At 43.5% G+C, this 12,915-nt stretch carries 14 protein-coding genes; 9 read left to right on the top strand and 5 right to left on the bottom strand.

Going from position 1 to position 12,915, the window contains the following annotated elements; translation table 11 throughout:
* The first annotated feature begins 12 nt into the window (after positions 1–12).
* Positions 13–456: a YaiI/YqxD family protein gene (locus OCW38_RS03630; protein ID WP_261895127.1), complete on the top strand. Its 444-nt coding sequence runs from the start codon at positions 13–15 to the stop codon at positions 454–456.
* 118 nt (positions 457–574) lie between these two features.
* On the top strand, positions 575–1,330 hold the full coding sequence (locus OCW38_RS03625; protein WP_261895125.1) for a MipA/OmpV family protein: 756 nt from the start codon (positions 575–577) through the stop codon (positions 1,328–1,330).
* Between the two features lie 105 nt (positions 1,331–1,435).
* Here the strand turns inward: OCW38_RS03625 and OCW38_RS03620 are convergent, their stop codons facing one another.
* From OCW38_RS03620 to OCW38_RS03610, 3 genes are all read right to left on the bottom strand, one after another.
* Positions 1,436–3,022, bottom strand: coding sequence for an AbgT family transporter (locus tag OCW38_RS03620; RefSeq protein ID WP_010436458.1), 1,587 nt, complete (start codon positions 3,020–3,022; stop codon positions 1,436–1,438).
* 388 nt (positions 3,023–3,410) lie between these two features.
* Positions 3,411–3,536: a type B 50S ribosomal protein L36 gene (gene ykgO, locus OCW38_RS03615; RefSeq protein WP_010436457.1), complete on the bottom strand. Its 126-nt coding sequence runs from the start codon at positions 3,534–3,536 to the stop codon at positions 3,411–3,413.
* Complete coding sequence (locus tag OCW38_RS03610) at positions 3,536–3,796, bottom strand: type B 50S ribosomal protein L31 (protein ID WP_261895122.1); 261 nt, start codon at positions 3,794–3,796, stop codon at positions 3,536–3,538. The genes ykgO and OCW38_RS03610 overlap by 1 nt, the downstream gene beginning before the upstream one ends.
* A 123-nt stretch (positions 3,797–3,919) precedes the next feature.
* Between OCW38_RS03610 and tsaA the strand changes: the two genes are divergently transcribed.
* The 6 genes from tsaA to OCW38_RS03580 all read left to right on the top strand — a co-directional run bounded on the left by tsaA (position 3,920) and on the right by OCW38_RS03580 (position 8,487).
* A complete protein-coding gene (gene tsaA, locus OCW38_RS03605; RefSeq protein WP_016767588.1) occupies positions 3,920–4,615 on the top strand; it encodes a tRNA (N6-threonylcarbamoyladenosine(37)-N6)-methyltransferase TrmO in 696 nt (231 codons plus the stop codon).
* A gap of 101 nt (positions 4,616–4,716) precedes the next feature.
* Positions 4,717–6,435 (top strand): proline--tRNA ligase, encoded by a 1,719-nt coding sequence (locus OCW38_RS03600; RefSeq protein WP_261895120.1) that lies wholly within the window; start codon positions 4,717–4,719, stop codon positions 6,433–6,435.
* Between the two features lie 185 nt (positions 6,436–6,620).
* Positions 6,621–7,316 (top strand): tellurite resistance TerB family protein, encoded by a 696-nt coding sequence (locus tag OCW38_RS03595; protein ID WP_261895118.1) that lies wholly within the window; start codon positions 6,621–6,623, stop codon positions 7,314–7,316.
* Positions 7,317–7,502: 186 nt separating this feature from the next.
* Positions 7,503–7,706, top strand: a complete 204-nt coding sequence (locus OCW38_RS03590) for a YaeP family protein (RefSeq protein ID WP_016767591.1) — start codon at positions 7,503–7,505, stop codon at positions 7,704–7,706.
* A gap of 1 nt (position 7,707) precedes the next feature.
* Positions 7,708–7,899 carry a DUF4250 domain-containing protein gene (locus OCW38_RS03585; protein WP_016767592.1) on the top strand — a complete coding sequence of 64 codons (192 nt, stop codon included), beginning with the start codon at positions 7,708–7,710 and terminating at the stop codon, positions 7,897–7,899.
* 261 nt (positions 7,900–8,160) lie between these two features.
* Entirely contained in the window at positions 8,161–8,487 is a 327-nt protein-coding gene (locus OCW38_RS03580; protein WP_261895116.1) for a hypothetical protein, read from the top strand.
* Positions 8,488–8,717: 230 nt separating this feature from the next.
* Here OCW38_RS03580 and glyA read toward each other — a convergent pair whose 3' ends face one another.
* Positions 8,718–9,968, bottom strand: a complete 1,251-nt coding sequence (gene glyA, locus OCW38_RS03575) for a serine hydroxymethyltransferase (RefSeq protein WP_010436432.1) — start codon at positions 9,966–9,968, stop codon at positions 8,718–8,720.
* A 347-nt stretch (positions 9,969–10,315) separates the two neighbouring features.
* On the opposite strand from glyA, the gene OCW38_RS03570 reads away from it, so the two are divergent.
* Positions 10,316–10,918: a YitT family protein gene (locus OCW38_RS03570; protein WP_016767593.1), complete on the top strand. Its 603-nt coding sequence runs from the start codon at positions 10,316–10,318 to the stop codon at positions 10,916–10,918.
* Positions 10,919–11,100: 182 nt separating this feature from the next.
* Here the strand turns inward: OCW38_RS03570 and treC are convergent, their stop codons facing one another.
* Entirely contained in the window at positions 11,101–12,786 is a 1,686-nt protein-coding gene (gene treC, locus OCW38_RS03565; protein ID WP_016784985.1) for an alpha,alpha-phosphotrehalase, read from the bottom strand.
* Between the last annotated feature and the right edge of the window lie 129 nt (positions 12,787–12,915).

Below are 12,915 nucleotides of genomic sequence, written 5' to 3'. Positions count from 1 at the left end.
AAATAGAACACTATGAAGATATGGGTTGATGCGGACGCTTGTCCTAAGGTTATCCGAGAAACAATCGTACGCGCAGCTGAGCGAACAGGTGTGGAATGTACCTTCGTGGCAAACCACTTGGTACCCGTTCCTAAACGCAACAACATTCTCTCAATTCAAGTACCAAGCGGGTTTGATATTGCAGATGATGAAATCGTAAAACGCACTGCACCCGGTGATTTAGTGATTACCTCCGATATCCCTCTCGCCGATGAAGTGATCACCAAAGGTGCACTTGCTTTAAGTTCTCGCGGCGAGCTTTACACCAAAGAGACCATTAAAGCGCGTCTTAACATTCGTGACTTTATGGATACTATGCGTTCAAGTGGTATTCAAACTGGCGGACCAAGCACCCTTTCTCAAACCGACCGTCGTGAGTTCGCAAACCACCTCGATCGCCTATTAGCAAAACGCTAACCACAGCTTTCTAATGGCGGCAGCTTTAGAAGTCGCCTCTTACATCGCTGTAGCCCAGATGAAATTTTAATCGACATACTCCGTTCTTGATATTTATTACAATAACGGAGTATTGCTTATGATTCGTCGAATCGCCCTCTCGCTATCCATTGTTTTTGGCAGCACCCAACTTTCTTTTGCTGATGAAGACTTTGCCGATGAACACTTTGCTGATCAAGAGTACGGAATCATCGGAGGCAGCATCACCTATGGTAAAAGTGTTTTCTCGACTAAAAGTGCCCCTCAATTTGGCGCGACACCCAACCTATTCTATTCAGGTCCAAAAGGCTTTATCGATGGTAGCTTAGCCAATTGGCAACTGCTGCCTTACGTAGGGCTATCTGGAAATTGGCGCTTTGCTGAAGTGTCAGACACTTTTGTGGACCTACCTAACGGCATTCAAGACAGAGATGGGAATGGAGAACTGGGGATAACCTTAGGAACAGTAGGCGCACGCCTCACCTACTTACACGATGTAACTTCAGAACATGATGGCTACGAAGTTCAGCTTCACTTAGGCAGAACGTTAGAAACCTGGACGCAGCCATTCACCATTACGCCCTACCTAGAAGTCGATTATCGAGACAAGAAACTGTCCAATCACCTGTATGGTATTTCTAACACCGAGTCATCAGCTTCGGGACTAAACCAATTTGATGCGGGCTCAACCTTTGTCTATCAAGCAGGGTTAATCGGGCTTTATGAGTTCACGCCAACTTGGATTGGTATCGCTCGAGCAGACCTAATTCATCATGACAGCGACAGCGCGTTGATACAACGAGACGTGGGCTGGTCATTCGAACTAGGCGTTACCTATCGGTTTGCGGGATTGTAAGTTTACTGACTCAAACAAAAAGAGCCTGCATTGATGCAGGCTCTTTGGTATCTCGTCTTTTATTCAGTTAATAAGCGAATTGAAATGTTCGCCTATCACTGTTCACTAAGGCGTGTAGTACGTTGCAGCGCCTGGACCTACTGGTAGACCGAATACGAATACCCATAGGTAGAACAAGATGCTCCAACCAAACATGAATACCATTGAGTAAGGCAACATTGTCGCGATCAGTGTACCGATACCTAGGTTCTTCATGTAGCGAGTTGCTACGGCAAGGATAAGACCGAAGTAGCTCATCATTGGTGTAATGATGTTGGTTGTTGAATCACCGATACGGTAAGCCGCTTGAATCGTTTCAGGTGCGTAGCCTACTAGCATTAGCATTGGAACGAAGATTGGCGCTGTTACTGCCCACTGTGCAGAAGCTGAACCGATCATCAGGTTAATGAAACCACACATTAGGATGAATGCGAAGAACAACATTGGACCCGTTAGGCCGATATCCTGAAGGAATGTTGCGCCGCCTACAGCAACCACTTGACCAAAGTTCGTCCACTTAAAGAAAGCAACAAACTGTGCAGCAAAGAATACAAGAACGATGTACATGCCCATTGAAGACATCGACGTTGCCATTGCATTAATCACATCACGGTCATTCTTCATTGAACCGGTAATTTTGCCGTAAACAAAACCAGGAATAGCAAAGAATACAAAGATAAACGCGACGATACTTTTCAGGAATGGAGAGCCTGAAATCGTGCCCGCCTCTGAACGTAGAACACCGTCAGCAGGAACAACAGTCCAAGCTAAAAGCGCACTCACGATTAATACAGCGACACCCGCCAATCTAAGGCCTTTCTTCTCAATAGCAGTAAGCTTACCCATTGAGTCATTTGAAAGATCTTCAGACGCGTCTTCGACATTGTATTTACCCAGTTTAGGTTCAACAATCTTCTCTGTTACCAATGCACCGGCAATCGAGATAAAGAAGGTCGAAATAAACATGAAGTACCAGTTTGATTCAGGGCCAACAGAGTAAGATGGATCAAGCATTTGTGCTGCTGTTTCTGTGATACCAGAAAGCAGTGGATCAACCGTACCGATAAGTAGATTTGCAGAATAACCACCAGATACACCAGCAAATGCTGCCGCTAGACCTGCTAATGGGTGACGACCCAATGAGTGGAAAAGCATTGCTGCAAGAGGGATAAGTACTACGTAACCCAGCTCTGAAGCCGTGTTAGAGATAATACCGGCAAATACCACGGTTACAGTAACCATGCGCTGAGATGCGCCCATTACCATGCCGCGCATTGCCGCAGATAATAGACCTGAGTGTTCAGCAATCGCAACACCTAGCATTGCAACAAGTACAGTACCAAGTGGCGCAAAGCCAACAAAGTTCGAAACTAGATTCGTTACGATGAGTTGTAAGCCTTCAGCATTAAGTAAGCTTACAACGTGGATCATACCATCAGCAGCACGACCACTAGCACCTTCAGGGCGAGGGTCCATGACAGACACTTCAAAGTAACCAGCAATACCTGAAGAAACTAGGATTGCGACACAGAAGATAGCAAAAAGAGTGATTGGGTGGGGTAAAAGGTTCCCCAAATATTCAACGCTGTCTAAAAAGCGTGTGAAAATAGGTTTTTTTGGTGCGTTGTTTTTTATTGAAGCAGATGAACTCATCTGTTCCCTCCTTGTGTAGTGATTCCTGTGCAATTGTGACAAAGATGTTCAAATTGCCAGCGAAGGGTACGCGACAAAAATATCAATTAGAAATTCAAAATGTTACAAAGTGTGTAACAAACGACGACTTTTAACTCTATTTGAACAATTAATTAGCAAATAAATCTATATTAAACACAAAAACTAGATTTATAATTTACAACAATGCATTCACTAGAAATATAACTCACAATATAACCCATTGATTCATTTGAAAATAAAATACATCGTACGTTAAATACACACTCGATATCCGGTTAAGTTCCTCTCGAAGGAAAAGAAAAACAGACAAATGAATGAAGTTTGACTTTTCCCTCGTTTTTACACACATGTCACATCATATTGACGGTTATTTTTGAACCGCTTTAAATCTTGGATTGGATTTACAGATCACATAGTGACGCCCTCTACGCTTAACTATCTGGCAATCAGGGTGACGGCTTTTCGCACTTTTAAGTGATTTAACAACTTTCATTATTTAGCTCCCTTACCTAATTGACCAAAGCGACGAGTAAAATTAGCAACACGTCCCTCTTTATGTAGCACTCTCTGTTTACCCGTATAGAAAGGATGTGATTTTGAGGACTCTTCAATAGTGAAATAAGGGTAAGTATTACCATCTTCCCATTCGATAGTACGCTCTGTTTTCAAGGTGGAGCCAATCAAGAAGTACTCATCAACATTGGTGTCGTGGAACACCACTGTGCGGTAGCCCGGGTGGATATTCGGTTTCATTGTATTTCCCTAAATAATTAAATTGATATGTTATAACATAACAAATGATAATTATTATCAAAAGAAAAACAAGCGATTTTATGATATTTTCCCGCCATAGATCGTAATCAGAGACGTCCACTCATGTACTCCATTGAACCTATTGGCTTTATAGAGTCTCCCTATAAAGAGAAGTTCGCAGTGCCAAGGCAACCTAGATTGGTACCAACATCCACCTCAAGAGTCAGGCTGGTTGACGCAGCAAACTGTCTTGAGTCTGTTCGGGATATTGAGCAATTTAGCCATGTGTGGTTGTTGTTTCTGTTCGATAAGAACCTTGAAGCGGGCTGGAAACCAACTGTGAGGCCGCCTCGACTTGGCGGCAATGAACGTATCGGTGTTTTCGCATCACGTGCGACATTCAGACCGAATGGGATTGGTATGTCTGCGGTTGAGCTCAAAGGTGTCTATCAAGAAAAAGGACAAACTTGGTTGGACTTGGGCAGCGTCGATCTCGTTGACGGTACGCCTATCATCGACATCAAACCTTATATCTCCTACTCGGATTCAATTCCCGATGCACTAGGAGGGTTTGCCGCCGATGAACCTGAAGTGTTAGATGTGAACTTCTCTCAGCAAGCCCAAAGTAAGCTGTCTGGTCACCCGCAGGCACGCCATATCATCCAAGTGATCAAAGAAGTGCTTGGTCAAGATCCGCGACCTGCCTATAAAAAAGGCAAGCCAGACAGTAAGGAATATGCGGTAAATTTGTTCGATCTTAACGTGAAATTCGTTGTTGAGGCGCTTTTCATCAATGTAACTGACATTGAACGCTTTTGAGATCCCAAATAGGCTGATATTATATACGGCTATATCAGATTTGCTGTCGTCACTCACTGCAGCAAATTTTCTTTTATCAATGATGAAACGGATACCATAGAATGCGTACCAGTAACTACCTTCTTTCTACTCTGAAAGAGACTCCAAACGACGCAGAAGTTATCAGCCACCAGCTGATGCTACGTGCAGGTATGATCCGTAAGCTAGCTTCAGGTTTATATACTTGGCTACCTACTGGTCTACGTGTACTGCGTAAAGTCGAAAATATCGTTCGCCAAGAGATCGATAATGCAGGTGCCGTTGAAATCTTGATGCCCGTAGTTCAGCCGTTTGAGCTTTGGGAAGAGACTGGCCGTTCTGAAAAGATGGGTCCTGAGCTACTTCGTTTCACAGACCGTCACTCTCGTCCATTCGTTCTTAGCCCAACAGCTGAAGAAGTAGTGACAAGCCTAGTACGTAACGAGATCAGCTCTTACAAACAGCTTCCTCTAAACCTGTACCAAATCCAGACTAAATTCCGTGATGAACGCCGCCCTCGTTTTGGCGTAATGCGTGCACGTGAGTTCTCTATGATGGATGCATACAGCTTTGATATCGACAAAGAAGGCTTAGAAAAGTCTTACCAAGCGATGCACGATGCTTACTGTAAAGCATTCGACCGCATGGGCCTTGAATACCGCCCGGTATTAGCAGACTCTGGCGCAATCGGCGGCAGCGGCTCTCAAGAGTTCCACGTTCTTGCTGAAAGCGGCGAAGACCTAATCGCATTCTCTTCTGAATCTGATTACGCAGCGAACATCGAGAAAGCAGAAGCACTAGCTCCTACTGAAGAAGTTGCAGCGCCTACTCAAGAGATGGAATTGGTTGATACGCCAAACGCAAAAACAATCGCAGAACTTGTAGATCAGCACGGTCTAGCAATCGAGAAGACAGTTAAGACTCTATTCGTTAAAGCATCTGATGAAGTAGAAGCAGATATTATTGCTCTAATCATCCGTGGTGACCACGAGCTTAACGAAGTGAAAGCAGAAAACCTTCCACAGGTTGCTTCTCCACTAGAGATGGCTTCTGAAGAAGAAATCCGCGCACTTGTTGGGGCTGGTCCTGGTTCACTTGGCCCTGTTGGCCTAGAGCTACCATTCATCGTTGACCGCTCTGTTGCCGTAATGAGCGACTTTGGCGCTGGCGCAAACGTAGACGGTAAGCACTACTTTGGTATCAACTGGGGTCGTGACGTAGAGCTTGCTCAAGTTGAAGACCTACGTAACGTTGTTGAAGGCGACCTAAGCCCATGTGGTCAAGGTACTATCCAACTTAAGCGCGGCATCGAGGTTGGTCATATCTTCCAACTAGGTAATACTTACTCTAAAGCAATGAACTGTAACGTGCTTGGTCCTGATGGTAAGAGCGTAATCCTAGAAATGGGTTGTTACGGTATCGGTGTTTCACGTGTTGTTGCATCTGCTATCGAGCAAAACCACGATAAATTCGGTATCACTTGGCCAGACGCACTAGCGCCGTTCCAAGTTGCTATCGTACCAATGAACATGCATAAATCTGAGCGCGTTAAAGAAGCAGCAGAAAAGCTATACGCTGAATTAATAGCTATGGGTATCGAAGTACTATTCGATGACCGTAAAGAGCGTCCAGGTGTTATGTTTAAAGATATCGAGCTAGTGGGTATTCCTCACACTATCGTTATCGGTGATCGCAGCATGGACGAAGGTAACTTCGAATACAAAAACCGTCGTACTGGTGATAAAGAAGCTATCGCTATGGACACGGTTATCGAGCACCTTAAGGCTCAACTAGCTAAGTAATCCGATTACTCACTAGATAAATATTGAAAGGCTGCTATTAGGTGGCCTTTTTTGTGCCTGTCGTTTCACTTCAAACTCCCTTCTATTGATCAATAGAGCAAATTACATAAGTTAATCACCAGTTCATCTTTAAGCCCGTATATTGGTTTTAACGACTCTTTAGTACATTTATATTGGAGGTATCGATGGATATCAAAAACTTACTTAACCATGCACTTAAGTCAGATCTCGTAAAACAAGGTACTCAAAAGCTTTCCCAAGGATCTTCGAGTTTAAGTAGTCTTTCTAAAAGCTGTAATAGCAATGACAAGAGTATCAACAAAAACATACTTGGGGCTTTCGGGGCGGGCGCTGTTGGTGGTGGACTCTTAGGTGTGCTAATGGGTTCTAAGAAAACCAAGAAAATGGGCAAGAAAGCGACTGGGATTGGCGGCGCAGCAGCACTGGGCGCTTTGGCTTATAAAGTCTACAATGACTACCAATCCAAACAAGGTCAGACACCCAATGTCGAACAGGCTCAGTTTGATGAAAATGATGCAAATCACAGCGTGCTGATTCTAAGATCGATGATTGCTGCGTCCAAAGCCGATGGTCATATCGATGAAGAGGAGATGGCAAAGATCGAGCAAGCGGTCGAAAATATGGGCGCCGATTATCAACTGACTAAATTGGTGTCTGAAGAGCTGCACAAACCCCTCGATCCAAGTGAAATTGCTCAGCTCGCTATTTCACCTCAACAAGCGAGTGAGATCTACTTAGCCTCTTTGATTGTGGCTGATGAGCAGAACTTCATGGAGAAGTCTTACCTCAAAGAGCTAGCCAAGCAACTCAACCTGGCTGATGAAGTGATTTATCAGCTTGAACAACAAATCTCTGATTAAGCGGTAAATATCAGGCTAATCGATAAGTATCTGGTTAAACAACAAGCTAGCAAAGTGATATATTTAGCATCAACAAATGAGATATTGAGCAAGGACAAATTAACTCTGATCTTCATCAGTTCCACTTTGTTTTTGTCTACCTCTATGTGTATATTGAGATAAGTTATCATTTGGTTAGGTATAAAAATGAAAGTATACGATTGTTGTGATTTGGTGCGTGAACTGTATTCTCAAATTGGCAGTGGCGACCAAGGCTATATCCCTAAAGCGGTTACCTGCGCGGTAAAAACATTAAACGACCTTGCTGCGGATGAGTCTCTTCCTAAAGATGCTCGTGATCGTGCAGCATTTGCTGCGGCAAACCTGCTGATCTCAGATTTCGAGGACTAACATGAACCTCGCTAATTTTGCAAAGATGGATCCAGTGATGTTAATGAGCATCGTCAACATGAAGCTACGTGACGACTTCGGTGGTGATTTGGATCGAGTGGTTAACTTCTACGAAATCGATAAGGCAGCCTTGATCGCTAAACTTGCGTCTGCTGGTTTTGAGTATTTTCCAGAAGCAAAACAGTTTCGATAGTCATTTAAAACAAGCTTTATTTCGAAAGACCAACCTCTGTGTTGGTCTTTTTTGTTTGAGGTACGTAATAGACCAATACCAATACCAATACCAATACCAATACCAATACCAATAAACCTATTATAAATTATCTGTTTGCACCTATACTTTTATATCTTAGAGTCAGCCAACGCTCCTTGAATCAAAGTGTGTTGTTGTATAGGCTACCAAGAACAGCATATAAAAATCATCACTAAATTTGATGATATCGAAGGACTAACAATGAAAAGACTCGGACTATTAGCCGTTATTGCAACCGCACTCACTGCCGGTTGCTCTTCAAACTCTCAACAAGACAACTTTCGTGAAGCGTCTTTTGAGCTGTGTAATACTGAAGTCGATATCTACTCTGTAAGCCATGATGAGAGAATTCGTATCGTCTGCTCAGATGGTTCTAAATTCGCTTTAAACAGCGAAGATACACTAGAAGTCATGCGTGATATCAACATCGACTACTGCGATGGCGAAGGCTTGGGCAAATTCAATGAAAGTCGCAGCTACTACTCGTTTAGATGTAAATCAGGTACTTTGCTGAGCATCAAAAAGTAAAACCGATACCAATAAATAGCAAAGGGTTGATGTGCAAACATCAGCCCTTTTTAGTACCCGCTTTTCTATATTTTCAGATACTCAAATCTCCATATACAAAAAAGGCCCCAAAAGGGACCTTTTAAACTCTTTTTCAAAGTAGATGAACGAAGTTTAAGGAGCTCACACGGAGTTTGCGCTAGCAAATGAGTATGTGCGACATAGAAATTCGTTCACTCTACGCAGAAAAATTATGCGTAAACCGGTAGGCGCTTACAGATTTCTAATACTTTCGCTTTAGTTGCTTCGATAACAGACTCATCGCCCATGTTATCAAGGATGTCACACATCCAGCCAGCAAGAGCTTTCGCGTCTGCTTCTGAGAAACCGCGACGAGTGATAGAAGGAGAACCGATACGGATACCAGACGTAACGAACGGGCTACGTGGATCGTTTGGTACTGAGTTCTTGTTAACTGTAATGTTAGCTGAACCTAGTGCTGCGTCTGCTTCTTTACCTGTGATGTCTTTGTCGATAAGGTCAACTAGGAACAGGTGGTTCTCTGTAGAACCTGAAACGATGTTGTAACCGCGTGCTAGGAATTCAGCAACCATTGCTTTTGCGTTAGCAACAACGCGAGCTTGGTATTCTTTGAACTCTGGCTCTAGTGCTTCTTTGAACGCTACTGCTTTACCAGCGATAACGTGCATTAAAGGACCACCTTGGCCGCCAGGGAATACTGCTGAGTTTAGCTTTTTGTAAAGATCTTCGCCTTCGTTAGAAAGGATAAGACCACCACGAGGACCAGCAAGCGTTTTGTGCGTTGTTGTTGTAACAACGTGAGCGTGTGGAACTGGGTTTGGATAAACACCGGCAGCGATTAGACCCGCAACGTGAGCCATATCTACGAAGAAGTAAGCACCTACTTTGTCAGCGATTTCACGCATGCGCGCCCAATCACAAACTTGAGAATAAGCTGAGAAACCACCGATGATCATCTTAGGTTTGTGCTCGATTGCGAGAGCTTCCATCTCTTCGTAATCGATTTGGCCAGCTTCATCAATACCGTAAGGGATGATGTTGTAAAGCTTACCAGAGAAGTTTACTGGAGAACCGTGCGTTAGGTGACCACCGTGCGCTAGGCTCATACCTAGAACGGTATCGCCAGCATTCAATAGCGCCATGTATACAGCGTTGTTAGCTTGAGAACCTGAGTGAGGTTGTACGTTCGCGTATTGAGCGCCAAAAAGTTCACATGCACGTTCGATTGCTAGAGTTTCAACTTTATCTACGAACTCACAACCGCCGTAGTAACGCTTACCAGGGTAGCCTTCAGCGTATTTGTTTGTAAGTTGAGAACCTTGAGCTTCCATTACACGTGGGCTTGTGTAGTTTTCTGAAGCGATAAGTTCGATGTGCTCTTCCTGACGAAGAGTTTCTTCTTGGATAGCTGCGAATAGGTCCGCATCGTAATCAGCAATGTTCATGTCACGCTTAAGCATCTGTATCTCCTGACTCAGATTGTACTGAAAGTTTCAAAAAAACTACACAACGACCGAAAGCAAACGTTTCCGTCACCGTTTTGATGTGACGCATTCTACATAATTTGATCTAGGTCATAAAGAGCTAATTGCAATTTTATCATGCAGTTTTTTCATAATCACAAATAAGATTCATCATGGTTATTAAGCTTATCCAACCAAAGATGACGCTTACTGTCAATTTTACGCTTTACACCCTGTAAAACGCAGATTACATAGGTTTACCTTAATTTTGCACCTCAAGCTACCGAAAGCTAAGGTTTTTATCTACTATGCACGCCTTTATTGGTTAGGTAATTATAAAAACGATGGAAAAACACTCACGTAAAGAAGATTGGGTAGCGATTCTTACTGGCACGTTTTTAGTGGCGTTAGGCGTATTCTTTTTACAATCAGCAAACCTGCTTACCGGTGGTACTACAGGCTTGGCTCTGCTTTTGAGTCAATTTACGCCGGTAACCTTTGGTATTTTGTACTTTATTGCTAATTGTCCATTCTACTTATTAGCATGGAAACGATTTGGCCGTCACTTTGCGATTAGCAGTGCCATCTCAGGCGCTTTAGTGTCTGTATTTGCCGATCATTTATATCTAGTGATTTCATTAGACGTACATAATGAAATTTACTGTGCCGTCGCTGGCGGCTTATTAATGGGCTTAGGCATGTTGATTTTGTTTCGTCATCGCTCAAGCTTGGGTGGCTTCAACGTATTATGTTTGTTCATCCAAGACCGCTACGGTATCTCAGTAGGCAAAACCCAAATGGCCATTGATGCCTGTATTCTGTTTGCATCCTTCTTCTTCGTATCGCCTTGGGTAATTGCAGTATCTGTATTAGGCACAGCGGTATTGAACATTGTATTAGCCATGAACCATAAGCCAACTCGCTACTCAGTGAACTACGCGTCTTAATTCTTATAACTTGCTCTACGTTGCTAATACCTGATGCTTTCGATTCTAAACTATTTAGGCAGAGACACTATAATCAATACATCACTAAAACAAAAAGGCTTTGGGGAGCACTCCAAAGCCTTTGTTGAAACCTAGATCTCTAGGGGGAACGGAGAATTAGGTTAATTGAAATCGTAACGAGACTAAGCTTCGATCAAGAGGATACGCGTCTCGTAAGGTCGCAGCACTTGATGATGAGACGCCGCTAAACTCTCGCTTACTTGATAATTAGACAACAAGCTTTCAGCCTTCAGCATCTCAAAACGTTCAGGTAAAACACACTCCGCCTCTTCACCATAATAGTTATTAAGACAAACCAAAGTCTGACTATCGCTTTCACGTACATATGCAAAAATAGATGGATGCTCAGGCAATAAATCTTGATAGCTACCACCCGTAATCACTGGCACTTGTTTACGCAACTCAATCAAACTCTTGTAGAAGTAAAATACAGAGTCTTTATCTTCCAATGCTTGTTCGGCGTTGATCTCAATGTAGTTATTCGCAACATCAAGCCATGGCTGAGCTTGTGAAAATCCTGCGTAAGTTTTATCGTTCCATTGCATTGGCGTACGAGAGTTATCACGAGATTTCTGCGCTAAGATCGCCATCATATCTTCATGAGCCACACCATCACGATTAACCATGATATCGTACATATTAGTACTCTCGACATCACGATACTGGCTAATTTCAGTATAGCCAGGGTTGGTCATACCAATCTCTTCACCTTGATAAATATACGGTGTGCCTTGCATCATGTGGACTGACGCAGCAAGCATCTTGGCTGATTCAACGCGATATTGCTGGTCGTTACCCAAGCGGCTCACGACTCTTGGTTGATCGTGGTTACACCAGAATAGTGCGCCCCAACCTTTGCCGTTCAAACCGGTTTGCCAGTGATTGAAGATCGACTTGAGCTGTAAGAAATCAAACGGTGCATTAGTCCACTTCTCACCATTGGTGTAATCGACCTTAAGGTGGTGGAAGTTAAACACCATTGATAGCTCGCTGTTATCAACATTTGAATATTGCTGACAATGTTCCAACGTGGTTGAAGACATCTCGCCGACGGTCACGCTGCCGTATTTCTGGAATACCGCTTCGCTGATCTCTTTCAGGTATTCGTGCACACGTGGACCATCAGTGTAAAAACGACGACCATCACCGATATCATCGTTAGGGAAGTCTTGCTGTTTAGAAATCAGGTTGATCACATCCAAGCGGAAGCCATCAACGCCCTTCTCAGCCCAGAAGCTGATGACGTCTTTCACTTCTTCGCGTACAACCGGGTTCTCCCAGTTAAGGTCGGCCTGCTCTTTCGCGAATAGGTGTAGGAAATACTGCCCCGTCGCTTCATCCATTTCCCATGCATTACCACCAAACTTAGACTGCCAGTTGGTTGGTGCTTGACCGTTTACAGGATCTTTCCAGATGTAGTAGTCGCGGTATGGGCTGTTTTTGTCACCCAGTGCCGACTGAAACCATGCGTGCTCTGTAGAGGTGTGGTTTACAACGATATCCATCACGATACGAATACCACGTTGGTGCGCTTCAGCCAGCAATAAGTCGAAGTCTTCCATGGTGCCGAATTGCGGGTTAATCGCGTAGTAATCTGAAATATCGTAGCCGTTATCGATCATTGGGGATGCGTAAACTGGGGTTAACCAAATTGCATCCACATTTAAGTGTTTAAGATAATCCAGTTTTGAAATGATCCCTTTGATATCGCCAGTACCTTTACTGCCACTATCACAAAAGCTCTTTGGGTAGATTTGATAGATGGTTGCGGTTTTCCACCAACTTTCATCATGCTCAGTCATCGCCATCTCTAACACTCACTTACCAGAAAATATAAAATAAAAATCACCATGTGAATCATGGTTGAATAGCCGTTATAACTAAGAGAAAAAGCTATAACTAAGAGCAAAAGCGATGTCTCACTTTGGAGTCATCGC

Origin of the sequence: Vibrio cyclitrophicus, assembly GCF_024347435.1 — a bacterium.
GTDB lineage: Bacteria > Pseudomonadota > Gammaproteobacteria > Enterobacterales > Vibrionaceae > Vibrio > Vibrio cyclitrophicus.
The sequence above is the reverse complement of the archived record's forward strand: the minus strand, read 5'-3'. Positions and strand labels throughout refer to the sequence as shown.

Bases quoted from the DNA above. Each gene is read 5' to 3' on its own strand.
- OCW38_RS03580 (WP_261895116.1), top strand. From the start codon at position 8,161: ATGAAAAGACTCGGACTATTAGCCGTTATTGCAACCGCACTCACTGCC.
- glyA (WP_010436432.1), bottom strand. From the start codon at position 9,968: ATGCTTAAGCGTGACATGAACATTGCTGATTACGATGCGGACCTATTC.
- OCW38_RS03625 (WP_261895125.1), top strand. From the start codon at position 575: ATGATTCGTCGAATCGCCCTCTCGCTATCCATTGTTTTTGGCAGCACC.
- OCW38_RS03620 (WP_010436458.1), bottom strand. From the start codon at position 3,022: ATGAGTTCATCTGCTTCAATAAAAAACAACGCACCAAAAAAACCTATT.
- OCW38_RS03585 (WP_016767592.1), top strand. From the start codon at position 7,708: ATGAACCTCGCTAATTTTGCAAAGATGGATCCAGTGATGTTAATGAGC.
- OCW38_RS03595 (WP_261895118.1), top strand. From the start codon at position 6,621: ATGGATATCAAAAACTTACTTAACCATGCACTTAAGTCAGATCTCGTA.
- tsaA (WP_016767588.1), top strand. From the start codon at position 3,920: ATGTACTCCATTGAACCTATTGGCTTTATAGAGTCTCCCTATAAAGAG.
- OCW38_RS03630 (WP_261895127.1), top strand. From the start codon at position 13: ATGAAGATATGGGTTGATGCGGACGCTTGTCCTAAGGTTATCCGAGAA.
- treC (WP_016784985.1), bottom strand. From the start codon at position 12,786: ATGGCGATGACTGAGCATGATGAAAGTTGGTGGAAAACCGCAACCATC.
- OCW38_RS03590 (WP_016767591.1), top strand. From the start codon at position 7,503: ATGAAAGTATACGATTGTTGTGATTTGGTGCGTGAACTGTATTCTCAA.
- OCW38_RS03570 (WP_016767593.1), top strand. From the start codon at position 10,316: ATGGAAAAACACTCACGTAAAGAAGATTGGGTAGCGATTCTTACTGGC.
- OCW38_RS03600 (WP_261895120.1), top strand. From the start codon at position 4,717: ATGCGTACCAGTAACTACCTTCTTTCTACTCTGAAAGAGACTCCAAAC.
- OCW38_RS03610 (WP_261895122.1), bottom strand. From the start codon at position 3,796: ATGAAACCGAATATCCACCCGGGCTACCGCACAGTGGTGTTCCACGAC.
- ykgO (WP_010436457.1), bottom strand. From the start codon at position 3,536: ATGAAAGTTGTTAAATCACTTAAAAGTGCGAAAAGCCGTCACCCTGAT.